Raw genomic sequence first — 24447 nt, 5'->3', positions numbered from 1 at the left:
CATGAGCAAGTACGCCATCGTTGGCCTCTCCTGCCTGTTCCCGGGAGCGGAGACACCTGCCGAGTTCCGGCAGAACCTCCGCGCCGGGGCGGACAGCCGCCGGGAAGGGGGCGAGCAGGTCTTCGGACCCGCCCTCGACGCCAGGGACACCGACCCGCAGCACGGCATCTACTGCACGCGCGGCGGCTTCATCACCGACTTCGCCTTCGACCCGTCCGGCTACCTGCTCGACGCCGGTCATCTCTCCGGCCTCGACCGGATCTTCCACTGGTCCCTGCACGTGGCCAGGGAGGCACTGCGGGACAGCGGCCACCTGGAGCGCCCCGAGATCCTCGGACGCACCGGACTGATCCTCGGCAACTACTCGTTCCCCACCCCGACCTCCGCCGGGGTCAGCGTCCCGCTGGTCCAGGAGGCCGTCCTGGAGGGGCTGCGCCGCGCCGGGCACCCGGCACTCGGCGCCCTCGCCGACAAGGACAGGCGCATCGACCACGCCGGCCTGCGGCCCGAGGACCTGCGTGTCAGCGGCTCACCGGCGTCGGTGGCGGCGAGCGCGCTCGGCCTCGGCGGTCCCCGCTACGCCCTGGACGCCGCCTGCTCCTCCGCGCTGTACGCACTCAAGCTGGCCTGCGACCACCTCGCCGCCGGCCAGGCCGATCTGGTGCTGGCGGGCGGCGTCTGCGCGCCCGACCCGACCCTGATCCACCTGTCGTTCTCCGATCTCCAGGCCTACCCCCGCGACGGGTTCAGCCAGCCCTTCGACGACCGGTCCGGCGGCATCCTCACCGGCCAGGGCGCGGGCATGGTCGCCGTCAAACGGCTGGCGGACGCGCTGCGCGACGGCGACCGCATCCACGCCGTCGTGGACGGCATCGGCCTGACCAACGACGGCAGCGGACGCCATCTGCTGGTGCCGCAGGGCGGCGGTCAACTCCAGTCGTACGAGCTGGCGTACGCCCAGGCCGGGGTCGACCCGGCGACCGTCGACTACCTGGAGTGCCACGCCACCGGCACCCCCATCGGTGATGCCACCGAGGCCGAGTCCGTCGCCAAGTTCTTCGGCAACGCCGGCCGGGTGCCGCTGATCGGGTCCGTGAAGGGCAACATCGGCCACCTGCTCACCGTCGCCGGACTGAGCAGCATGCTCAAGGTCGTCCTGGCGATGGGCGACGGCCACATCCCGCCGACCATCGGCGTGGAGCGGCCCGTCACCTCCAAGGACGGCCGCGTCGGCGACGCGACCCTCGTCCGCACCGGCCGCGAATGGCCGAGCGGTGCCGGGCCGCGCCGGGCAGCGGTCTCCGCGTTCGGCTTCGGCGGCACCAACGCACACGTGGTGCTGTCCGAGCCGGCCACGGCCGCCGCGGAGACCGAGACGGACGACGCCGCGGCCGTACCCGCACTCGACATCGTCGGACTCGGCGCCCACTTCGGCTCCCTGGACTCCCTCGACGCCTTCGAGCGTGCCGTCCACGACGGCGGCGACGCCCTGGTCCCGCTGCCCGAACGCCGCTGGCGCGGGCTGGACCAGACCCGCGGCGGCTCCCTGGAGGATGCCACCGGTGTCTCGCCCGACGCGCTGCCGAGCGGCGCGTTCGTCGACGGCCTCGGCATCGACCCGGTCGACCTCAAGATCCCGCCGGCCGACCTGCGGACGTACAACCTCCAGCACGCGCTGGCGACCAAGGTGGCCGACGAGGCCCTGCGCGACGCCGGCTACAGCCGCGACGTGCCCAAGGGCAGCAGCGCACCCGAGCCCCGCCGGATCGCGGTGGTCGTGGGCATGGAGATCGAGCCCATGACCCATCTGCGGCTCACCCGCCGCACCCTGGGCGCCTTCGTCCGCGAGGAGTTCGCGCGGGCCGGGGTCCCCGTCGACGAGGAGCGGCTCGCCGCGCTGAGCGCGGTGGGCCGGGACGCGGTGGTCGACCCCATCGTCGCCAACGAGGTCCTCAGCTTCATCGGCAACGTCATGGCGAGCCGTATCTCCTCGCTGTGGAACCTGACCGGTCCCTCCTTCACCGTCTCCTCCGACGGCTCGGGGACCGCCGAGGCCCTGGAGGTCGCACGGCTGCTGCTGCTCGACCCCACCATCGAGGCGGTGCTCGTCGGAGCGGTCGACCTCGCGGGCTCGGCGGAGAACCTGCTGCTGCGTCCCGATGTCGTCGCCGAGGCCGGACTGACCTTCGGCGAAGGCGTCCGGGGCCGCCGTATCGGCGAAGGGGCGGGCGCGGTCGTCGTCACCCGGCCCGGTGAGCGGGAGCGGCCCGCGTACGCGCGTCTGGACGCCGTCGCCATCCGGCACGCCGTGCCCGTGGACGGCGCGGTGCCCGAGGCGGACGCCGTGGCCCTCGCGGCAGCGGCCGGCGAAGCACTCACCGCCGCCGGCGTCACGGCCGGCGACATCGGCTACCTGGAGGCCCACGCGGGCGGCACCGAACTCCAGGACCGTGCCGAGATCGCCGCGCTGGCCGCCGTCTACCCGGCCGCCGGCGCCGAGGTGGCCCTCGGCAGTGCCAAGGCCCAGATCGGCGACGCCGGCTGCGCGGCCACCATGGCCGGGCTCATCCGGTCCGTGCTGTGCCTGCACCACGGCTATCTGCCCGGCACCCGCGGCTGGACCCGACCGGCCGGCGACCTGGCCGAGGACTTCACCGCTTCCGCGCTCTACGTCCCGGACGCCTCCCGGCCCTGGATGCGGCGGACCAAGGGCGCCCGCAGGTACGCGGCCGTCAGCTTCATCGGGGCCTCCGGCGCGCACGGCCACCTCGTGCTCTCCGCCGACGCCACCCGCGGCGCGGTCACCCGGTCCGACTGGCAGCGGGCCGGGGGACCCGTCGTCCTGGCGCTCTCCGCCGACTCCTTCGACGCGCTGCACGCCACGATCGAGCACCACCTGGAACTGCTGGCCGTCGCCGACCCGTACGCCCTCGCCCGCGAGGCGGCCCGGGAGCTGCCGGGCAGGAAGCTGCGTGCGGTGCTCGTCGGACGGGACCGCGCCGAGCTGCGGGCCCAACTGGAGCTCGCGGTAAGGGACCTGGCCGATGTGCACGCCAAGGCAGGGGAGTGGGCCACACCGGCCGGCAGCTACTTCACCGCACGGCCCATCGGACCGGACGGCAGGGTCGCGCTGGTCTACCCGGGCGCGTTCAACTCCTACCCGGGCCTCGGCCAGGACTTCTTCCGGGCCTTCCCGAGCCTGCTCGACCGGTTCGAGGAGCAGGCGGACGAGCCCGAGCGGCAGCTGCGCGCCACCTCGCTCTATCCGCGCAGCAAGGTCGCCGTGGGGCGGCGCGAGCTGATGGCGCTGGAGGCGGGGCTCGGCGACGACGTGCCGTTCATGCTCGCCACCGGCACCAACTTCGCGATCCTGCACACCGATCTGGTCCGCGACCTCCTCGGCGTCACGGCACACGGCGCGTTCGGCTACAGCCTCGGCGAGTCGAGCATGCTGTTCGCCACCGGCGGCTGGCAGCTCGGCGGCCGACGCGACGACCTGATCAGCAACACGCCGATCTTCCAGGACCGGCTGTGCGGCCCGCGGCGTACCGTGCGCGAGCTGTGGGACGTGCCCGCCGACGCCGCGGACGAGTCGCTGTGGGCCAGCCATGTGCTGCTCACCGACGCGGACTCGGTACGCGCGGTGCTGCCCCGGTACGACCGCGTCCACCTCACCCACATCAACACCCCGGCCGAACTGGTCATCGCCGGTGACCCGGTCCAGTGCCGGGCACTGGTGAAGGAACTCGGCTGCCCGGCCGCCCGCTCGCCGGTCAACGTGGTCATGCACTGCCCGGTCGTGGACGCGGAACTGGACGGTCTGGCGGGCCTGAACGACTACCCGACGGGCTCGTTCGGCGATCTGGGCCTGTTCAGCGCCTACGACTACGAGGCGCTGCCCGCGCTGGACCGGGCGGAGATCGCCCGGCGCATCGCCTGGACCCTGCGCTCCACGATCGACTTCGCCCGTCTGGTGCGCGACGCGCACGACCGGGGCTTCCGCTACTTCATCGAGGTCGGCCCCGGCTCGACCTGCTCGCGGTGGGTCCGTGACACGCTCGGCGACGCCGAGCACGTCTCGGTGTCGGTGGACCGCCGCGGTGTGCCGGCGACGAAGTCGGTGGCGCAGCTGGTCGCCCGGCTAGTCGGCCATGGCCTGGAGCTGGATCTGACGCCTCTGCTGGGCACCCCGGAATCCACCGTCCGTCCGGCCCGTTCGACCCGCTTCCGGGTGGGTGGCGGCGACCCGGTCCCGGCCCGTGTGGCCCGCGGGATCGCGGCCACGGCGCCCGGCGCTCCGGCTGCGGCGTCCGCCGGAGCCGCTGCCGTGCATCGGACGCCTTCGACCGCCGCGCACACCACGCCGGTTCCGGTCGCGTCGGCCGCCGGCGCGCATCCCGGTGCCGCGACGCCGGCCGCCGGCTCGCCCCTCGCCGCCACCGCGTCCGTGGGCACCTCCACGGCCCCGGCCGCGCTCTCCGCGCCCGGCACTCCGGCGCCCGGTGCCGGCACCCCGCACTCCGGTGCCGCGCACTTCGTCCCGCCCGCCGCCGCGACCGCCCCCGGCGCTCCCGCCGGGCCCGGTACGCCGCATCCCGCCGTACCGTCCGCCCCCGTTCCGTCCGTACCGCCGGAGGACCCCGTCATGCCTGCCGATCCGACTCTCGCTGACGCGGAGGTCATCGCCTTCGACGGCACCCCGATCTCCTTCCTTCCCTGGGCGCCCGCACCCGGGGAGACGGAGGCCGCCCTGCCGGCCGCCGAAGCCGTGCCCGCGCCCGCGGCACCCGCCCCCGTCGTCAGCGTCCCGCCGTCCGGCGCCACGGCCGCGACGACGGCCGAGCCGTCCACCGCGACCACCGAGTCGCCGACTCCCGCCGCCGACCTGGTCCGTGAGATCCGGCAGCAGATGGTCGCCACCCACTCGGTGGTGATGGAGACCCAGCGCATCCTCCAGGGGGCCACGCTCTCCCGGGTGGAGGCGCTGCTCGACGGGGCCACCGCCCCGGCCGACGGCACGACCCCCGTCCCCCCGGCCGCCGCCCTGCCGGCCGTCGCGCCCGCTCCCCGTCCCGAGCCCGCGGCCCTGCCGCCCGCCCCTCCCGCCTCCGCCCCGGCTCCGGTCGCCGCGACGGGCGAGATCCCGGCCGCCGCCGAGGAGCGCGAGGTCAAGGAGGGCGTGATCTGGGACGAGGCGGACCTCCTGGAGTTCGCCGTCGGTTCCGTCGCCAAGGTCTTCGGGCCCGAGTTCGGCGTCATCGACGGGTACGCCAAGCGGGTGCGGCTGCCCGCACCGCCGTACCACTTCGTCACCCGTGTCACCGAACTCAGCGGCACCACCGGGGAGTTCAAGCCCGCGACCATCACCACGGAGTACGACGTCCCCGAGGACGCCTGGTACGCCGTCGACGGAGGCGTCCCGCCGGCCGTGACCGTCGAGGCAGGCCAGTGCGATCTGCTGCTCGTCAGCTACCTCGGCATCGACTTCCGCAACAAGGGTGAGCGCGTCTACCGGCTCCTCGACAGCACGCTGATCTTCCGCGGCAACCTGCCCCAGGTCGGCCAGACGCTGCGCTACGACATCTCCATCGACCGCTTCGTGCACCAGGGCGACACCACGCTCTTCTTCTTCAGCTACCAGTGCTACGCGGACGGGGAGCTGATCCTCGAACTCCACGACGCCTGTGCCGGGTTCTTCAGCAAGCAGGAGCTCGACACCCCGCTCGGTGTCGTCATGACCGACAAGGAGAAGGCGGCGCGCGCGGCACTGCCCCGGGGGTATTTCAAGCCCCTCGCGTACACCGAGAAGAACCATCTGACCCCCGAGGACCTGGAGGTGCTGGCCCAGGGCCGCCCCGGTGACGTCTTCGGCCCGGACCACGCCCAGGACCCCGGGATCAACCCCGCGATCCGGCTCCCCGACGCCAAGCTGCGCATGGTCGACGAGGTCACCATCGACCGCAAGGGCGGCCCGCGCGGTCTCGGCACGCTCAGCGCGACCAAGCGGCTCACGCCGGACGCCTGGTACTTCACCTGCCACTTCCCCGACGACCACGTCCTGGCCGGCTCGCTGGTCGCCGAGGGCGCGGTGCAGCTGCTCCAGATCTATCTGATGCACCAGGGCATGCATCTGACGCTGCCGGACGCGCGCTTCCAGTGCGTGACCGACGTCCCGATCGAGGTGCAGGTCCGCGGCCAGATCACCCAGGCCCACGAGGAGATCCGCTACGAGGTCGAGGTCATGGAGCTCACGCTCCTGCCGCGCGCCACGGTCATCGCCGACGTCCTCATCTACCTGGGCGACAAGCCGGTCATCCGGATGAAGGGCCTCGGCCTCCAGGTCCGCGAGAAGGACGGCTCGCCCTACCGTCCCGAGGCGGGCGGCATCCCGCAGTTCCTCGGCCGCCGCAACAGGAACGGCGAAGCCGCCATGATCAACGAGATGCACCTGGCGCACGCGGCCAAGGGGCATCTGGACATCGCGATGGGCCCGGAGTTCGAGGTCTACCGCAACAGCCGCGCGCCCTACATCCCCAACGGCGACTTCCAGTTCGTCGACCGGGTGATGTCCCTCAAGGGCACCCGAGGCGATCTGCGCAGCCCCGGCTCGGAGATGGTGACCGAGTACGACTCCCCGGCGGACGCCTGGTACTACGAGCAGAACTCCTACCCGCACATGCCGAACGCGGTCTACATGGAGACCTCGCTCCAGGCCGCGATCTTCCTCGGGTACTACCTCGGCGCCACGCTCGAACGCCCCGAGGAGCAGTACGCGATCCGCAACCTCGACGGCAGGGCGACCCTGGTCAAGGACATCGACCTGCGGGGCAAGACCATCCGCCACCACTCCAAGCTGCTGATGACGAGCGCGGTCTCCGGTGCGGTGCTCCAGAACTTCAGCTACGAACTCTCCGCCGACGGCGAGGTGTTCTACGTCGGAGAGTCGCTGTTCGGCTACTTCAGCGACGCGGCTCTCGCCAACCAGGTCGGACTCGACAACGGCACGTACGTCGCGCCCTGGATCGAGACCGAGAAGCCGGACCCCTCGCGGGTCCGCCGTATCGAACTCCCCGAGGGCGCACCGGCGTTCAGCGACCCCACCGGGGGCCATCTGCACCTGCCGGGCGGGCAGTTCGCGCTCGTGGACCGGGTCGACCTCGTCACCGACGGAGGCCGGCACGGCCAGGGCTATCTGCACGGCCACCGCGCCATCCGGCCCGACGAGTGGTACTTCGACTGCCACTTCCACCGCGACCCGGTGATGCCCGGATCGCTGGGCGTCGAGGCGATCCTCCAGGCCATGCGGCTGTTCGTCATCGAGCAGAACCTCGCCGAGGGCATGGAGCAGCCCCGCTTCGCGATGGCCACCGACGTCGAGACGGCCTGGAAGTACCGCGGCCAGATCCTGCGGCACGACAAGGAGCTCCGGTTCGACGTGCACATCAAGGAGGTCCGGCGCGAGGCGGACCGTCTGCTGGTCATCGCCGACGCGGATCTCTCGAAGCCGGGCCTGCGCATCTACGAACTCACCGACGTGGCCATCGAGGTCCGTCCCGTCGGGGCCTGACGGCCCGCACCCGCGCTCAGCCCAAGGAGCTTCGTTTCCCCATGAGTATTCGCGACACCCCTCTCCGGTGGTCCGGAGAGCGGTACCCCAGTACGGACCCGGCGGGGATCTACAACGCCCTGGCCGATCTCGACCGGCCCTGTTTCATCGTCGTCACCCCGGAAGGGATCGGTGCCGTCTCCGGCGGCGCCGTGACCTCCGGCTCCGACACCGCCGGGCTGCCGCTGCTCGCCGCCGCCCAGCCGCTGCCGCCGCAGCGGCTGGGGTCGGCCGCCTTCCTCGCCGCGCACGGCGTGCACCAGCCGTACATGGCCGGTGCCATGGCCGGCGGCATCGCCTCGGCCGACATGGTCGTCGCCCTCGCCCGGGAAGGCTTCCTCGCCTCCTACGGCGCGGCCGGTCTGCTGCCCGGCACGATCGAGAAGGCGCTCGGCCGGTTCGCCGCCGAGATCCCGGGACTGCCGTACGCGGTCAACCTCATCCACAGCCCCAGCGAGGACCGGCTGGAGCGGGAGGCCGTCGAGCTGTTCCTGCGGCACGGGGTGCGGTGCGTGGAGGCGTCCGCCTACATGGATCTCACCCCGCACGTGGTGCGCTACCGGCTCGCGGGTCTGTACCGCGAGGCGGACGGCACGGTCGTCGCCGCCAACCGGCTGATCGCCAAGATCTCCCGGTCCGAGACGGCCGAGCGGTTCATGCGCCCCGCCCCGGCCACCCTCGTCAGCGCCCTGCTGGACCAAGGGCTGATCACTCACGACCAGGCAGCGCTCGCCCACCATGTGCCGCTGGCCGACGACATCACGGTGGAGGCCGACTCGGGCGGTCACACCGACCGCCGGCCGCTGCCCGCGCTGCTGCCGACGATCCTGCGGCTGCGCGACACGGTCCAGCGGGAGCACCGGTACACCGTGCCGATCCGGGTCGGGGCCGGCGGCGGCCTCGGCACCCCCGTCGCGGTGGCGGCCGCCTTCGCGATGGGCGCCGCCTATGTCGTGACCGGGTCGGTGAACCAGTCCTGCCTGGAGTCCGGTGCGTCCACGGCCTCCAAGGCGATGCTCGCCGAGGCGGGCATCGCCGACTGCGAGATGGCGCCCGCGGCGGACATGTTCGAGATGGGCGTGGACCTCCAGGTGCTCAAGAAGGGCACCCTCTTCCCGATGCGGGCCAAGAAGCTCTACCAGCTCTACCAGGCCCACGACGGCATCGAGTCCATCCCGGCCGCCGACCGCGCCAAGCTCGAACAGCAGGTCTTCCGGCGCCCGTTGGAGGACGTGTGGCAGGAGTGCGTCGGCTACTTCGAGCGGCGCGACCCGGAGCAGCTCGCCCGCGCGGCCGGCAACCCCAAGCGCCGGATGGCGCTCGTCTTCCGCTGGTACCTCGGCATGTCCTCGCGCTGGGCGGTCACCGGTGACACGGACCGGGCGATGGACTACCAGATCTGGTGCGGCCCGGCGATGGGCAGCTTCAACGACTGGGTGACCGGCAGCTATCTGAAGACACCGGGCAACCGCCGGGTCGCCGACGTCGCCCACCACCTGATGCTCGGCGCCGCGTTCCACACCCGGCTGGCCCAGCTGCGCAGCTCCGGGGTGCACATCCCCGCCACGGCCGGCGACTACCGCCCGGTCCCGCTGGAGACCCCGGCCCACGACTCCCCGGCGGGCATGCGATGAGCCCGCTGACCCCCGAGCAGCTGGAGGAGCTGCTCGGCGACCCCGGGGACGACACCAACCCGCACGGTTTCACGGCGGCCGTCGAACGCGACGAGCGGGACGAGTTCCCCACCGCGCTGTGCGACGCGCTCGTCGGCGCCGGGTTCCATCTGAACTACCTGCCCAAGGAGTGGGGCGGCACGTTCGAGTCCTTCGACCGCAGCCTCACCCTGGTGCGCTCCGCGGCCCGCCGGGACGTCAACATCATGCCCGGCACGATGTTCAGCATCATCGCCGCGACCTGCCTCCAGCTGCACGGCACCGCCGAGCAGCAGCGCCGGGCCGCGGAGATCCTCTGCCGAGGCGGCGCGGTGGCCTTCGCGCTCACCGAGGCCGAGCACGGCAGCGATCTGCTGTCCGGCGACGTACGCCTGTCGGACGGGGTGCTGGACGGCGAGAAGTGGATGGTCGGCCTGGGCATGCGCTGCGAGGCGGTCTATGTGGTCGCCCGCACCGGCGGCCGCGGTCCCGCCGCCTTCTCGGCGGTGCTGCTGGACCTGGCGGACGTGCCCGAGGGGCAGTTGGAGCGGGTTCCCGCCGTACGCACCGGCGGGATGCGCGGCATCGACCTCGCCCGGATGCGCTTCACCGGGCTGCGCGTGCCGGACGGCGCGCTCGTCGGGCGGCTGGGCGAGGGCCTGGAGGCCGCCGTCAAGGCGCAGCAGGCCGTACGGCTGATGAGCATGGCCGGCAGTCTCGGCATCGCCGACAGCGCCGTACGCCTGGCGCTGGACTTCGCCTCCGTCCGCAGGGTCGGCCGCGCGGTCCTCACCGAGTCGCCGCACCCCCGGCGCGATCTGGCGGTCGCCGCGGCCGCGCTGCTGGCGGCGGACGTGGTGGCCCTGACCGCGGCGCGCGGCGTCCATGTGCTGCCCGAGGTGTTCAGCGTCTGGGCGCCGGCCGCCAAGCACGTCGTGGCCGAGTCCTGCGACGAACTGATCCGCCGCTGCGGCACGGTGCTCGCGACCCGCTCCGTCCTGCGCGAGGGCGAACGCGGTGCCGGGCTCTTCCAGAAGCTCCAGCGGGACTCCGGCGTGGTCCGCGTGATCGACTCCAGCACGCTCGCCAATCTGCGCTCGTACGCGGGGCAGTTGCCCACCCTCACCGAGGGTGGGGCCGCGCCCGATCCCGAGGCGCTGGCCGCGGTCTACACCCTCGGCGCGGACCTGCCGGCGTACGAGACGGACCGGCTCGACATGTTCGCCCGGGGCGCCGACCCGGTCCTCGCCGGACTCCCGGACGCCGCCGTGACGGTGGCCGAGCTGGTCGAGGACGAGCAGACCGGCGCCCTGCTGCGGCAGTTGGCACAGGCCGTGGCCGGACTCGGGGAGCTGACGCGCGCCGCGCAGCAGCGCGGCGCCGACCCCAACGCGCTGGTGGACGCAGCCGAACGGTACGCCTGGCTGCACGCCGCCGCGTCCTGCGTCCATCTGTGGCACGCCAACCGCGACCGGTCGCTGTACGGCACGACACCCGGCTCCGCCGGCTGGCTGGGCGCCACGCTCGGCTACCTCCTCGCCCGTGCCGACGGTGTCGACCCCCGTCGGCACGGGGCCGTCCTGACACCGGCGCTCGACGCCGTCGCGACGCTGCGGGAGACCGACCAGCTGTTCACCGCCCTGCCCGTGCGGCTGGCGCCGACCCGATAGGAGTCTTCATGTCCCAGGCCGATCTCACCGCACTGGCCGCAGAGCTCGAGAAGTACCTCGGCGACCCGTTCGACGACGGCAGCCGGATGTCCTTCCGCCGCGTGATGGACCACGACGAGCACGAGGAGTACCCCTACGGCTTCGTCAGCCAGCTGCGCCGCTGGAGCGTCCATGAGTACTCGCTGCCCGCCGAACAGGGCGGCCGGGCGGGCAACGTGGAGACCGGGTTCAACCTGATGCGTCTCGTGGCCCGCCGCGACGCCTCCACCGCCACCTCCCTGGTGATCACCAACCTCAGCTTCATGCCGCTGTGGATCGCCGGCACCGAGGAGCAGAAGCGCACGGCGATCGAGCGGATGAAGCGGGGCGGCGGCCTGTCCTGGGGACTGTCGGAGCGCGAACACGGCAGTGACCTGATCGCCAACGAGATGTTCGCCGAGAAGGTCGACGGCGGCTGGGAACTCACCGGCGAGAAGTGGCTGATCGGCAACGCCACCGTCGCCGACACGATGATCGTGTACGCCCGTACCGGCAAGCGCAACGGCCCCGCGGCGTACTCCATCTTCATCGTCGACAAGTGGGAGCTCGCCCCGGACGCCGCCGAGGAACTGCCCGTCGAGAAGCTGCACGGTCTGCGCGCGCTCGACCTCAGCGGGCTGCGCCTGCGGCGGGCCTTCGTCCCCGACTCCGCACTGGTCGGCGCCGAGGGCCAGGGCCTGGAGATCGCCCTCAAGGCCACCCAGGTGGCGCGCAGTGTGATCGGCAGCCTCCCGCTGTCGGCCGTCGACACCGGTCTGCGGCTGACCCTGGACTTCACCGAGGGCCGGGTGATCTTCGGCGGCACGGTCAGCGACGTCCCCTACAGCCGCCGTCAGCTGACCGAGGCGTTCGCGGACCTGATGATCGCGGATGCGATGAGTCTGGGCGCGGTGCGCTGCCTCCAGGCCGCGCCGGAGCAGCTCAGCGTGTGGTCGTCGGCCGTCAAGTACCTGGTGCCGACGCTGCTGGAGAGAACCATGTCCCAGCTCAACACGGTCCTCGGAGCCCGCTTCTTCCTGCGCGACCACCCGCACTACGGCCCGTACCAGAAGATGCTGCGCGATCTGCTCGTCGCCAACATCGCCGACGGGAACACCGTGGTGAACCTCCGCAACCTGGGCCAGCAGCTGGACGGACTGCTGACCACGGCACGCGAAGCCTCACCCGAGATCCGTAAAGCAGCGGCGGTGCGCGCCGAGACCCTCTTCGGCATGGACCGTGAATTGCCCGTGTACGAGCCCTGGAAGCAGGAGCTGTTCAGCCGCGGTATGGACGACGCCGTGCTGGCCGCGCCCGACGGTCTGCGCCGGCTGCGGGCCCTGGCGGAGAAGGCCGACGGCACCGAGCGGGACCGCCTGGAGCGCGCGGCCGACGTGGCCGAGGAACTCCTCGACCGGGCGGGCCCGCTGGCCGACAGCGCGACGGCGCTCAAGGCCGACCTGGGGCGGGCGTACGGACAGTCGGCCGAGCTGTTCGAACTGTCCAAGGAGTACTGCCTGTTGCACGCCACCGCGGCGTGCGTGCTCACCTTCGTCCACTCGCACGGGGCGCTGGAGAGCCCGCTGCCGAGCGGCGCCCTCCTGCTGCTCCAGCTGGAACGGCTGCGCCGGCATCTGTACCCGCACGAATCGATCACGGACCAGTCCGTCGTCGACGAGGTGATGGAGGTGCTGCGCCGGCTCCACCGGGAGGACCGGCTGTTCTCGCACTGGCAGTTCCAGCTCGCCAAGCGCGCCGGTGATCTCTCCGCCGCCCGCCTCTGAGCGGCCGGGAGTACCGTCGATGCAACCCGACCCGACGTTCCTGTGGCTGCTGCCCGAGCGCGCGGTGGACGACTTCGCCACCGCCCTCGGCGGCACCCGGCTGCTCACGGAAGGGGAACGGGCCGCGCTCGGCCGGCGGCTCACCGACGGTGCACGGCGCCGGTACCTCGGGGCGCGGCTGCTGTGCCGCTACGCGCTCAGCGCCCGCACCGGCCGGCCGGTGGACCGGTGGCGCTTCCGGCTCGGCGAGCACGGGCGGCCCGAGGCCGAACCGGACCCGGAGGGCGTGCGGTTCAACCTCTCGCACACCGAGGGGCTGATCGCCTGTGTCGTCACCCAGGGCCGCGGGTGCGGTGTCGACGTCGGTCCCACCCCCTCGCCGGCCGAGCTGGTGACACAGCTGGGCCGCCGGCTCGCCCCGGCCGAACGCGCCGCGCTCGCCGCCTCGCCGGCAGGTGTGCGCGGCGCGCTCGCCGGTGAGCTGTGGGTGCTGAAGGAGGCCTATCTCAAGGCCCTGGGCACCGGGCTGTCCCGGAGCCTCGGCGGGTTCTCCTTCGGCCCCCGCGTCGACGGCCGTATCGCCGTCCACGACCCGCAGCAGCCGGCGGGCACCGACTCCCGGTGGTGGTTCGACCTGCTCTACCCCGGCCCCGGACACGTGGTGGCCGTCGCCACCGAGGACGGGCACCCCGGGGCCCTGCGCCGCACCGACCTCTCCGACCTCTCGCTCTCCGACATCTCATGCGTATGAGACCGACCCTGAAGGACATCTCCATGTCGCAGCCCACCAGTCCGCGTGTCGCCATCGTCGGAGCCGGTGTCGCCGGTCTCTCCGCCGCCTACCACCTGCGCAACCGCGCCCGGATCACCGTCTTCGAGCGGGAGGACCGCCTCGGCGGTCACGCCAACACCGTCGAGGTGGAGGAGAACGGCCAGACCCTCGGCATCGACACCGCGTTCGTCGTCTTCAACCGGCCCGCCTACACCAACCTCTGCGAGTTCTTCGAGGAGCTGGGCGTCGACGCGGTCGAGCACCGCGGCGCCTTCAACTTCTTCGACCTGGACACCGGCCTGGAGTACGGCACCAAGGAGCTCGACATGAGCGAGGAGGAGGTGTCCGAGCGCTACTCCGAGGAGTTCCTGACCATCTGGCGGGAGGCGCGGCGCTTCCACACCGAGGGCCGCAAGGACTTCGTGCGCAAGAAGGCCGACATCCCGCTCGGCGAGTACCTCGACCGCGGCGGCTACAGCCAGGCGTTCCGTCACTCCTACGTGATCCTGCTCTGCTCGGCGGTCTGGTCGATCCCCGCCGAGCTGATCTGGGAGATGCCCGCCAGCACCGCGATCGCGTTCTTCATGGGCCATGACGAGGGCGGCCTCGGCGGCCGCGAGGTGGACTGGCGGACGGTGGGCGGCGGTTCGATCTCCTATGTACGCAAGGCGATCGCCGCGATCGGTCCGGAGATCCGCACCGGCGAGCCGGTCACCGCGATCCACCAGGACGACGACGGTGCGGTGGTCACGACCGCCCGGGGCAGCGAGCGCTTCGACTACGTGGTGGTCGGCGCGCACGCCGACGAGGCGCTGGCCCTGCTGGACAACCCGACCGAGCGTCAGACGGAGGTGCTCTCCAAGGTCGCCTACAACGGCTCGACGGTGATCCTGCACACCGACCCGTCCGTGGTCCCGGCCGACCGCGACCGCTGGGAGGCCTGGAACTACGGCAAGGTCGAGGTGGACGGCCGGCCGAGGACGTATGTCGCCTACTACATGAACAAGCTGCACGGATTCACCGCGGAGAAGGACTACTTCGTCACGCTCGACTACCCGGGCGAGGTGGACCCGGAGACCGTCATCGCGGAATTCCCCTACACGCACCCGATCATCGACGTCGATGTCCGCGAGATGCAGAAGGACATCTACAACGTCAACGAGGGGACGCGGGTGAAGCTGTGCGGTTCCTATTTCCACGCCAAGCGCCACGGCGTGGACCAGATCGGCTCGCACGAGGCGGGTTACTCGTCGGGAATGGAGATCGCGGCGCAGCTCATCAGCGAGCTCTGACGGCGGGCACGAGAACGCCCCGGAGAATCCGAGAGGGATTCTCCGGGGCGTTCTCGCGTCCTCTCACACCCCGCCCGTGTGCAGCGCCTGACCGCTGAGGAGTTCGGTCAGGAAACCCATGACCGAGCGTGCCGCCGGGTCCTCCTGTTCGATGCGCTTCACGGTGAAACGCGTGCGCGTGAACTCGCGGGGTCCGGTCGGCGGAGGTTCCGCTTCCAGGCGGGCGCGGGCGTCGGGGGTCTCCGCCTCGGCGCCGTACAGCACGGGGGACTGCACGCTGATCTGCTCCAGGCGCGCGGACAGCAGGGGCGTGTGGCCGTGTTCCGCGGTGAGCCGGTGCCGGGCGCGGGTGTAGACGCCGATCGCCTCGCCGCCGCGGCCGGAGCGGCACAGCGCCAGCATCAGCTGGTCGTGGAAACGCTCGCGCAGCGGATGGGCGGCGGTGACCTCCTCCAGCTCCGGAATGATGCGCCGGTGCCGGCCCGTGCGCAGCGCGGAGTCGAAGAGGATCTCCAGCGCCTGCTGGCGTTCCTCCTCCAGGCGGGCGACCAGCGCGGCGCAGACCGGGCCGTGCGGACCACCCTCCAGGGCGGTGCCGCGCCAGAGACCGAGGGCGCCGCGCAGGGTCGCGTACGCGCTCTGCGGGTCGATCCGGTACATCCGCTGGGCCTGATCCACCGCGAGGCAGAACTGACCGCTGTCCATCTCCGTGCGGCGGGCCTGGAGCAGGTACCCGGAGGCATGGGCCACCAGTCGCGGTGTCGTGGCCCGTTCCGGTTCCGCTTCCGCGAGTGCCTTGCGCAGTCCCGACACATGGGCGTTGAGCGTGTTGCGGGCCTTCTTCGGCGGCAGCGCGCCCCAGAGTTCGCGTACCAGCCGTTCCCGCGGGACCGCGGAATTCGCGCGGGCGAGCAGTGCGCCCAGCAGCATGCGCTGCTTGGGACTCGTCAGCGGAATGCGCCGGTGACGTTTCTCGTCGTACAACTCGGGCGCGCCCAGAATTCTGAACTGCATGCTCTTGCCTCCCCGTGCGCGGTGCACGGTATTCACCGTGCTGCATTCAGCACACGAGGAGACCATTCGTACGACCGGGCGGGCCTGAGTTGCGGCTACTCACTTCCCCGCTGTCACCCCGGTGTTCCGCGCCGTGTGCGGCGCGGGAGTTCACCACCGGGGTGAGTACCGAACACTCATGTGTCCGTCGCGCACACCGTGATGGCATGGACGGCACACGTGGGTCCGGTCGATTCCGGGAAAGCGGCGGACCGTTCGGGTCAGCCGCGGTGCCGGATCGTCGACTCGGCCTCCTGGGCGAGCCGGCGCAGGGCCAGCAGCGCGGGTTCCAGCAGGAAGGTCAGCAGCACGGCCCGCTCGGCCTTCTCGAGCGGATCGTCCGGTCCCTGGAGCTGGTCGAGATCGAGCACGGCCGTCTTCTCGGCGAGTTCGGCGTACGGGACGAGATCGTGCCAGTCGTAGTCCATGCCGAGGGAGCGCAGGGTGTGGAGAGTCTGGGTGATGACCTGGCGGGCAGGATTGTGCTCGCTGACCTTCCAGCCCATCTCGGAGACGAGCGCCGTCACACCGGAGTGGTCCTCCTCCTCGCCGCCCTCGTCCTTGGCGCCGCCGGCCGGCCACACGCCGAAGACGAGACCCAACAGCTCATGGGTGTCGGCGTTGCCCTCGGAGATGGTGTCGAGGACGTCCTTGGCGGCGCTGACCGTCAGACCGCGGACGCCGATGAGGGCCCGGATCAGCCGGAGGCGGCGCACATGCGACTCGCCGTACTCCGCCTGGGTCGCGGCTGTGGCGCGGCCGGGCGGCAGCAGCCCTTCGCGCAGGTAGTACTTGATGGTCGCGGTGGACACCCCGCTGCGGCGGCTCAACTCGGAAATTCTCACCCTGATCCCGCTTCCCACTGGCAATTGGGCAGCACTACTGTCTAATATAGATACTGCCACTCACCAACTGTGGATGCGAGGATACCGTGCCGACTCTTCCCTGGGCGACGCCGAACCCGGCCCGGCCCGACACCACCGCCTTCGTCATGGCCTCCCGTCTCGATGTGAGGTCTGCCAAGGACGTTCCGCGCTTCTTCCTGAAGTCGCTCTCCGCCTGGGGGCAGGTGCGCAAGGCGCCGGGAGCCCTCGGAGCCTCCCTGGAGGCCCAGCTCCTGAAGGGGGTCTTCTTCACCCTCTCCGCGTGGGAGGACAAGGAAGCCCTCTACACCTATGCGCGGACCGAGCCCCACAAGAGCATCATGACCGGACTGCGCTCCGTCATGAGCGAGTCCACGTTCACCTTCTGGGAAGTCCCGGTGGCGGAGCTGCCGATCTCCTGGAAGGACGCCAAGCGGCGCATCGAGGACCAGGCGCGCACGGACGCCGCGAGCGGCGGCAGCGCCCCGCGCTGACCCACCGACTCCCGGCCCGGGGCCTCCCCCGTCCCCGGGCCGGGGCACGTGTCGGCCGTCGGCGGGCCCGTCAGGAGACGACGCGCGCCAGCAGGAAGCCGTCGTAGCCCTTGGTGCCCACCGTCTGGACCGCCGTGGCGTCCAGCCGCGGCTCGTTCGCCACCAGTTCGTACATACGGCGGGTGCCGACGATCGCGGGGTCGGTGCTGTTCTCGTCCACCACGGCGCCGTTGCGTACGGCGTTGTCGACGATGATCACGCTGCCGGGGCGGGACAGCGTGAGGGCCCACTCCACGTACTGCGGATTGTTCTTCTTGTCCGCGTCGATGAAGATCAGGTCGAACGGACCCGCGCCCGGCTCCTTCGCCAGCAGCGGCAGCGTGTCCAGCGCCGCCCCCGTCCGCACCTCGGCGATCTTGTCCAGGCCCGCACGGGCCAGGTTGGTCCGCGCCACCTCCGCATGCTCGGCGCTGTACTCCAGCGAGATCAGCCTGCCGCCCTCGGGCAGCGCCCTGGCCAGCCAGATCGTGCTGTAGCCGCCCAGTGTCCCGATCTCCAGCACCGTGCGCGCGCCCTGGAGCCGGGTCAGCAGATGCAGCAGCTTGCCCTGGTTCCCGGCGACGGCGATGGCGGGGAGCCCGGCGCTCTCGCTCTGGGCGAGGGCCGCGGCGAGGGCCTCGTCGTCCGGGGCGAGGAGGTCGGTGATATAGCGGTCGACGGCGTTCCACTGCTCCTGAGTCATACGTCCAACCTATTCCAGGCCGTGTCCCTCCCGTCCGGACCCGCTCCCGCGGGAGCGTCTCCCGACGTGCCTGTTCCCGTCAGGCCGGTGCCCGTCCGGACACGGCTCTCAGGACAGCGGCGGCGGCGCGTGGACGGGCGGCGGCGGGAGCACCGGCCTGCGGCGATGGGCCCGCACCCGCACGAGCGCGATCACCGTCACCAGCGCGAGCCCGCCGCCGACGGTCAGCAGCCACACGGGAAGACCGCCGACGGTCAGCAACTCGTCCTCGTACACCACCCGCCGGAAGGGCGTGTCCTGCTCCGCGGCCCGCAGGACGTGGTCGCCGTCGATCCGGTCCGGCCGCGGGAACTCCTGCTCCAGCGCGGTCAGGAACCTCTCGCCGCCGCCCGTGAACGCGTCCAGCGCCGGGCTCCGGTCCGCGGCGCCGGCGAACAGCACCTCCGGCTCGTCACCGCCGATGGCGCTCTGCGGCTCCATCCGGTGCGCGGCCAGCACGAACAGCCCGAGCGACTGCGGGTTCTTCGCCAGCCGGGACAGCCGCATCGGATAGACCGGCCGGTCGCTGGCGAACCGCAGCGTCAACGGGTCCAGCGTGCCGCGCAGTACGGCGTCCTCGGCATCCGGAGCGAGCCGGACCGCCACGTACTCCCACTTCTGCCGTACATACGGGCGCAGCTCGGTCTCCAGGCCGTCCGGCAGCTCGAAACCATTGGTTTTCAGCCAGCTTCGCAGCGCCTGCGGGTCGGTCGCCGTCAACCGGGCGACATCGAAGTCGCCGAGCCTCTCGCGTCCGACGACCCCCACCCCGGGAGCGCCGGCGCCCGGTGCCGGCGCACCGGCCGAGTCGCCTGCCGAACCGTCCGAGAGAGGCCAGTCGCCCTCCCGCGGCCAGAAGTAGTGGCGCGTCCTCTCCTCCGGCTCGATCGTCCGCTCCAGCTCGTCGAACAGCGCCTGATCGCCGAGTTCGACGGTGGCGCGGGTGGGCACGGGCATGATCCACGCGGCCTCGGGGGCGTCCCCGTCGACGGTGAACCGCATCTGGATCCGCTCGACGCGCCCGTCCCAGCTCACGACCGACGTCTCCCGGTCGACCGCCATCCGCGATCCCCGGTCCGGGATCATGGCGCCGCAGCCGCAGGCGTACGCCGGAGCGATCAACGATCCGAGCTGGAGCGCGAACAGCGCCAGTACCACCAGGACAACGCGGTGCCGCAGCACACCCGCTGAGGTGCCGTGCGTCCGAACCCGCAGGTGCGCGCGCCGGTGTTCTTGTATGTTCCCCCGCATACCTCCTCCGACGACGGCCCGGGGCCCGTGGTTCCGGGGCCCGTTGGCGAGATATTCGGTCAAAACGGGGTGACACTCAGGCAAAGAGGGGGTTGCCTGCGTCTCCTTCACGGGGCAGTGCAAGGCTCTACGGACCAGAATCACAGACGCAGGGGAGGCGCGGCGCGACGTGGCGAACGCGGAGCACAGCGTGCGCGGAAGTGCGACGACGGACTCGAGGATGGGCGCGGCAAGGGCGGTGCTGTGGCTCGTGGCCGCGGTCCTCGCCATACGGCAGGCGACCGCGGTACTGCGCCTGCCACCGGGGGAACGGCTCATCGACCTGGAGACCTGGATAGGTGAGAACGGCGTCCTGCACGTCAAGGGCTCCCTCTACGACACCGACCGGTTCACCGGCACCCCGTTCGCCGGGCTGGTGCTCAAACCGCTGACCCGCTCCGCCGAGCAGAGCCTCGGCGTCGCCTGGACCTTCGGGACCCTGCTGCTCGTCGTCGGGATAGGCCTGGTCGTCGCCCGTGCGCTGCCGGGGCCCGTCTCGCGCCGCAGCGGTCTGCTGGCGGCGCCCATCGCCATCAGCCTGTTGATGCTGTCGCTGCCGGTGCGCAACAGCTTCTATCTCGGGCAGACGAGCATCATCCCGGTCCTCCTCGTCCTCGTCGGCTGTTTCGTCGCCCGCGGGGAGAGATCGTCCGGTGTGCTGATCGGCATCGGCGCGGCCCTTCAGCCCACCGCCCTGCTCTTCGCGCCCCTGCTGTGGTTCACCGGACGCAAACAGGCCGCCGTCACCTCGGCGGGGACCTTCGCCGCGTTGTCGGCGCTCTCCTGGGCCGCGCTGCCCGGCGACTCCTGGACGTACTGGGTCCACCATGTGGCCGGGGCCGGCCTGGGCGCCCGCCCCGACAGCCTCGCCAACCAGTCCTTGCACGGGGCCCTGTTGCGTTTCGGCCTCGAAGGCCCGCTCGAGATCACGCTGTACGCCGCCCTGGCCGCGGCGGTCGTCTGGTTCGGCCTGCGCCGCGCGGTGCGGTACGCCCGGGACGGTCAGCTCCTTCTCGCGGTCGCCCTCACCGGCTGTGTCGCCGTCGCCGTCTCGCCCACCGCCTGGCAGCACCAACTCCTGTGGGTGCTGCTCGCCGTGGTCGGCCGGGTCGGCAAGCGGGCGTCCGACCGGATGCTCTGGCCGGTTCTCGTCATTCTGGTGATGACCCTGCCGGGCAAGATGCTGCTGCCCAACATGACCGCGCTGCACCCGGTGCGCGACAACGCCCTGCTGGTCGCGGCGCTCGCCGCCGCCGTCGCGGTGCCGTTCCTGCCGCGCACCTCACCGTACTTCCGCCGCCCGGTCCCCACCGAGTACGTCTCCCCGGTCCCGTCGCGCTGGAGCCGGATCCCGCTGCTGCCGTTCTGGCGGCGCGTGTCGGCCCGCCCGAACCTGCTCCTCGAACTGCTGGTGATCCGGGTCGGCTACTCCGTCTACTCGCACATCCGCACCGCGGCCACCGGCAGCGTCGGCGCGGCCGAGGAGCACGGCCGGCAGGTCGTCGCCATCGAGCAGGCGCTGCACATCGACATCGAGCTGTGGGCCAACAAGGCCGTGGCGAAGGCGGAGTGGGCCGAGTCCTTCTTCAACTTCTATTACACGTCGTTCCACTTCGTCGTGCCGCTCAGCATCCTCGCCATCCTCTACGTCCGCCGCCCGGTCGACTACCGCTGGGCGCGCTCCTCGCTCGCCTTCGCCACGGTTCTTGCCCTGCTGGGCTTCTGGCTCTACCCGCTGGCCCCGCCGCGGCTGATGCCGGGCATGGGCTTCATCGACACGGTGCACGGTCCGCAGGACCTCGCCAACCCCGACTACGGGGCGATGACCGCGGTCACCAACCAGTACGCGGCGATGCCGTCGCTGCACTTCGGCTGGTCGCTCTGGTGCGGTCTGGTGGTCGTCCTGCTCGCGCCGAAGCTGTGGATGAAGCTGCTGGGCCTGTTGCACCCGCTGTTCACGGCCGGCGCGATCGTGGCCACGGCGAACCACTGGATCCTGGACGCGGTGGGTGGTGCGGCGGTCGTCGGCGCGGGCTTCGGCCTGACGTACGTGCTCTCGGGACGCCGGAAGCTGCTGCCGTCGACGGCGACGGCGGATCGTGAGAAGTCTGCGGCTGTCCCTGGTCCTGCCGGGCCGGCGAAAGCCGCGGAAGGGACCAGAGGGAAGTCGTCGGAGGAGACCGCTGTCCGGGCCGCCCCTCAGTAGTCGCGCACGCCACTGATCCACGGGGAGGGGGCAGTCCGGCCGGTTCACGCGCGACATTCCTCGCGGCGCAGCCGCATCCGGGACGTCAGTTGTCCCCTTTCACCACGGTGATCAAGCTCTGATCCCTAGCATTCTCCTGTTCATCGGGTTCAGGGGGGTTGGGGAGTTGCGCGGCTTATCGTCCCGGAGGGCCTCGGCCACCGAAGACGAATTCGTCTACGACGGGTTCATTTCGTACAGCCAAGTGATGAGTGGCGAGCTTGCCGCCACTCTCCAGCGATGGCTCGAACGCTTTGCCACGCCCTGGTACCGGCCGAGGCGGTTGCGGATGTTCCGCGACTACACCAACCTCTCGGCCAACGACAACCTGCCGCAGAGCCTCAGGCGCGCATTGTCGGACTCCCGGTGGCTCGTCCTGCTTGCCTCCCCACGCGCTGCGCACTCGAGATGGGTGAACGACGAGGTCGCCTGGTGGCGTGAGAACCGACGGTCCGAACGTGTATGCGTGGCGCTCACCTCAGGAGAGCTGGCATGGGACGACGAGGCTCGTGACTGGAACTGGGAGGTCACCGATGCCCTTCCACCCGCCGCCAGGGGGATGTTCGCAGAACAACCGCTCTGGGTGGACCTGCGGCAGGTCACGTCGGCGAAACTCGACCGGTCCAATGTCGACCTCCGAAACAAGGTCGCGCAGATCGCCGCGCCACTGCATGGAGTCGACAAGGACACCATCGTGGGCGAGCACATCGTCCTGGAGCGGCGGGCGAGACTGCAGCGGCGAGGTGGGGTCACCGGCCTTGCACTCCTCCTTGTCGCCGCTCTGATCGCCGCGTATCTCGCTGTGGGCAACGCGCAGGAGGCACAGGCCCAGTCGCGTATCGCCCAGGCTCGCGCGCTGGCCGCCGCCGCTGACGCGAACCGCGACACCAACCTCGACGTTGCGCAACTGCTGGCCGTGGAGGCGTATCGAATGGATCCGAGCGCGGAGACCCGTACTGCGTTGTTGCGCGCTGTGACAGCCAGCCCTCATCTGGTCCGGTATCTGCAGGCCGACTCCGACGTGCAACGTGTGGCCGGGTCCGCCGACCGGAAGTTCCTGGTGGCGGGAACCAAGAGCGGCCACGTACTGCGGTGGGACACGAAGACCTACACCACGCAGGTGGTTGCTCGACTGGGGCGACCCGTGACAGGGCTGGCTATGAGCGCGGCGGGGGACACTGTCGTGGCGACGGACGGTTCGACGGCGCTCCTGTGGACGGGCAAGGGGGCCGCTCGGAAAATCCCGGCCGGAAGCAAACCCTCGCTCGTCGGTGTCTCTCCGTCCGGCCGGTCAGTCGTCACCTGGGACGAGTCCGGCGAGATCGCCTTGTTCGACGGAGGCCTTCAGCGAAGGGCGAGGGAGTGGACGAAGGACGACTGGCAGGATCTGGCTGTCCCCTCCGACCGTGAACTGGTCCTCTTCGAAGGCGCAAACGGCACCTGGGAGCGCAGGGGTATCCCCGCGCTGGCGCGGGACGGGAGCGCGAGCGTCGGTTTCGGCACAGCCAACTACGCGTACGCCTTCTCGCCCGGCGGCGGGTCGTTCACGTACTCCAATGGGGACACCTGGCTCCCGTTGTGGAACACGGGAGTACCGACCGGCGGTCTGGACGATCACAAGGCCGAGGCCACCAGCCGTGGTCCGAGGCCGACCGCACTGGCCATCTCCCACAACGGACGGCGGGTCGCCACAGCCACCAGTGGGTCGATCGTCATCTCGGAGGTCACGCCGGCAGGTAAGCAACGAGCCGAAGCGCGGGAGATCAGTGCGGCGGGCGCTGTCAACCGGGACGCCCTCTCCTTCGTCGGTGACACCGAGCATGTGATCTCCGCCTCCGGGAAACGCGTCGCTTTCTGGGATCTCTCACAGCCGAGCCGCATCACCGAGCGGGCCGACATCGCCTTCGGTCCTCCGTGCAACGCCTGCACCGAGCCCTGGCTCACAGTGGGTCCGGACCAGGAGACCGTGGCGGTTTCCGACGTCAGCGGCCTGTGGGTGACCGTCCACGCTCCCGCGTTCTCGCACAGCTACGAGAGCGAGGAGCTGACACCTCAGTACGGCCCACCGGTATTCGGGAACGACGGTCGGACGCTCGTTGTCCCCCTGTTGGCGAACGGGGGCGCCGAGGTGCGGGCGGTCTCGGCCGGTGTCCCTCTGCGGGAGACGTGGCCGGCCTCGCACCCTGCCGGCGCGGTGAAGGCGGCGTCCCTGTCGCTCGACAGGAAGCGCTTCGTCACCGTCACGGACACCGACGTGGTACTCGTACGAGACGCGGCAAACGGGCGCGTCCTCAGGGAAATCCCGGCTCCGGAGGGCTCTGGTCAGCCGTTCGAGCAGCTCTACGTACGCACTGCGGCGATCGATCCGACGGCCTCACGTGCGGCGATCGTCACCGAGAGCGGAGTACGCCTCGTCGACATCGAACGGGGGACTGCTCAAGAAATCTCTCTGCCCGGGGCGATGGAAGTGCAGTTCGCGGGCTCCTATCTGGCGGTCCAACAGGAAGCGGGTCGCTCGATCCGGTTGTGGAACCTGCGGGACCGCCGCTTCGAGCGGACGGTCGGTGACGATCGTGAACTGGAAGGTGCCTTTGCGATCAGCGGTGACGGCTCGCTCCTCGCGCAGCGGCTCCGGGATGACTCTGTCGCCATCACGAACATCGAGAACGACGAGACCGTCGGGACACTCGACCTGGGGGCTCCGTACCTGGCGGCAGCATCGGCCCTGGCCTTCACCGGGGACAACAGGACGCTTTACGTCGCTGTGGAGGGGAGTGGGGACATCGGGGAGCTGCAGCGATGGTCCCTGGCCCCCGCCACGTGGGGGAACACCGCCTGCGCGTCCTCCGGGCGCGACCTCTCCCGCTCGGAGTGGCGCAAGTACGTCGGCACCACGCCACCGCCCGACCTGCGGTGCCGAAGGTGAG

At 71.2% G+C, this 24447-nt stretch carries 13 protein-coding genes; 9 read left to right on the top strand and 4 right to left on the bottom strand.

Annotation, left to right across the window (positions count from 1 at the left end):
- Position 1 precedes the first annotated feature (1 nt).
- Genes OHA05_RS10540 through OHA05_RS10515 form a run of 6 tightly spaced genes read left to right on the top strand, consistent with a single transcriptional unit; the run spans position 2 to position 14794 of the window.
- Complete coding sequence (locus OHA05_RS10540; RefSeq protein WP_328860405.1) at positions 2–7567, top strand: beta-ketoacyl synthase N-terminal-like domain-containing protein; 7566 nt, start codon at positions 2–4, stop codon at positions 7565–7567.
- Positions 7568–7608: 41 nt separating this feature from the next.
- Complete coding sequence (locus OHA05_RS10535; RefSeq protein WP_328860404.1) at positions 7609–9240, top strand: PfaD family polyunsaturated fatty acid/polyketide biosynthesis protein; 1632 nt, start codon at positions 7609–7611, stop codon at positions 9238–9240.
- Positions 9237–10928: an acyl-CoA dehydrogenase family protein gene (locus tag OHA05_RS10530; protein WP_328860403.1), complete on the top strand. Its 1692-nt coding sequence runs from the start codon at positions 9237–9239 to the stop codon at positions 10926–10928. The genes OHA05_RS10535 and OHA05_RS10530 overlap by 4 nt, the downstream gene beginning before the upstream one ends.
- Before the next feature lie 8 nt (positions 10929–10936).
- On the top strand, positions 10937–12730 hold the full coding sequence (locus OHA05_RS10525) for an acyl-CoA dehydrogenase family protein (RefSeq protein WP_313946598.1): 1794 nt from the start codon (positions 10937–10939) through the stop codon (positions 12728–12730).
- 19 nt (positions 12731–12749) lie between these two features.
- Positions 12750–13481 carry a 4'-phosphopantetheinyl transferase superfamily protein gene (locus tag OHA05_RS10520; protein WP_328860402.1) on the top strand — a complete coding sequence of 244 codons (732 nt, stop codon included), beginning with the start codon at positions 12750–12752 and terminating at the stop codon, positions 13479–13481.
- Positions 13478–14794, top strand: a complete 1317-nt coding sequence (locus OHA05_RS10515) for an NAD(P)/FAD-dependent oxidoreductase (protein ID WP_328860401.1) — start codon at positions 13478–13480, stop codon at positions 14792–14794. Before OHA05_RS10520 ends, OHA05_RS10515 begins: the two co-directional genes overlap by 4 nt.
- Positions 14795–14857: 63 nt before the next feature.
- Here OHA05_RS10515 and OHA05_RS10510 read toward each other — a convergent pair whose 3' ends face one another.
- A complete protein-coding gene (locus tag OHA05_RS10510; protein ID WP_328860400.1) occupies positions 14858–15808 on the bottom strand; it encodes an AfsR/SARP family transcriptional regulator in 951 nt (316 codons plus the stop codon).
- Between the two features lie 260 nt (positions 15809–16068).
- Positions 16069–16692 carry a MerR family transcriptional regulator gene (locus OHA05_RS10505; protein WP_313946602.1) on the bottom strand — a complete coding sequence of 208 codons (624 nt, stop codon included), beginning with the start codon at positions 16690–16692 and terminating at the stop codon, positions 16069–16071.
- Positions 16693–16778: 86 nt separating this feature from the next.
- On the opposite strand from OHA05_RS10505, the gene OHA05_RS10500 reads away from it, so the two are divergent.
- Complete coding sequence (locus tag OHA05_RS10500) at positions 16779–17204, top strand: DUF3291 domain-containing protein (RefSeq protein WP_327684512.1); 426 nt, start codon at positions 16779–16781, stop codon at positions 17202–17204.
- Between the two features lie 70 nt (positions 17205–17274).
- On the opposite strand, the gene OHA05_RS10495 is transcribed toward OHA05_RS10500, so the two are convergent.
- Entirely contained in the window at positions 17275–17946 is a 672-nt protein-coding gene (locus tag OHA05_RS10495) for an O-methyltransferase (RefSeq protein ID WP_313946604.1), read from the bottom strand.
- Between the two features lie 108 nt (positions 17947–18054).
- Entirely contained in the window at positions 18055–19236 is a 1182-nt protein-coding gene (locus tag OHA05_RS10490; RefSeq protein ID WP_328860399.1) for a DUF2330 domain-containing protein, read from the bottom strand.
- 169 nt (positions 19237–19405) lie between these two features.
- Here OHA05_RS10490 and OHA05_RS10485 point away from each other — a divergent pair, with 169 nt between their 5' ends.
- Together OHA05_RS10485 and OHA05_RS10480 are read left to right on the top strand one after the other, a co-directional pair.
- Positions 19406–21481, top strand: a complete 2076-nt coding sequence (locus OHA05_RS10485; RefSeq protein ID WP_443043662.1) for a bifunctional glycosyltransferase 87/phosphatase PAP2 family protein — start codon at positions 19406–19408, stop codon at positions 21479–21481.
- A 247-nt stretch (positions 21482–21728) separates the two neighbouring features.
- Positions 21729–24446 carry a TIR domain-containing protein gene (locus OHA05_RS10480; protein WP_328860398.1) on the top strand — a complete coding sequence of 906 codons (2718 nt, stop codon included), beginning with the start codon at positions 21729–21731 and terminating at the stop codon, positions 24444–24446.
- Position 24447 lies beyond the last annotated feature (1 nt).

This window comes from Streptomyces sp. NBC_00306 (assembly GCF_036169555.1).
In the GTDB taxonomy this organism is placed as follows: domain Bacteria; phylum Actinomycetota; class Actinomycetes; order Streptomycetales; family Streptomycetaceae; genus Streptomyces; species Streptomyces achmelvichensis.
Note: the sequence above shows the minus strand (reverse complement) of the source record. Positions and strands in the feature narration are given on the sequence as shown.

Coding starts and splice junctions, on each gene's coding strand:
- OHA05_RS10540 (WP_328860405.1), top strand. CDS start 2: ATGAGCAAGTACGCCATCGTTGGCCTCTCCTGCCTGTTCCCGGGAGCG.
- OHA05_RS10490 (WP_328860399.1), bottom strand. CDS start 19,236: ATGCGGGGGAACATACAAGAACACCGGCGCGCGCACCTGCGGGTTCGG.
- OHA05_RS10495 (WP_313946604.1), bottom strand. CDS start 17,946: ATGACTCAGGAGCAGTGGAACGCCGTCGACCGCTATATCACCGACCTC.
- OHA05_RS10520 (WP_328860402.1), top strand. CDS start 12,750: ATGCAACCCGACCCGACGTTCCTGTGGCTGCTGCCCGAGCGCGCGGTG.
- OHA05_RS10525 (WP_313946598.1), top strand. CDS start 10,937: ATGTCCCAGGCCGATCTCACCGCACTGGCCGCAGAGCTCGAGAAGTAC.
- OHA05_RS10535 (WP_328860404.1), top strand. CDS start 7,609: ATGAGTATTCGCGACACCCCTCTCCGGTGGTCCGGAGAGCGGTACCCC.
- OHA05_RS10530 (WP_328860403.1), top strand. CDS start 9,237: ATGAGCCCGCTGACCCCCGAGCAGCTGGAGGAGCTGCTCGGCGACCCC.
- OHA05_RS10510 (WP_328860400.1), bottom strand. CDS start 15,808: ATGCAGTTCAGAATTCTGGGCGCGCCCGAGTTGTACGACGAGAAACGT.
- OHA05_RS10515 (WP_328860401.1), top strand. CDS start 13,478: ATGAGACCGACCCTGAAGGACATCTCCATGTCGCAGCCCACCAGTCCG.
- OHA05_RS10480 (WP_328860398.1), top strand. CDS start 21,729: ATGAGTGGCGAGCTTGCCGCCACTCTCCAGCGATGGCTCGAACGCTTT.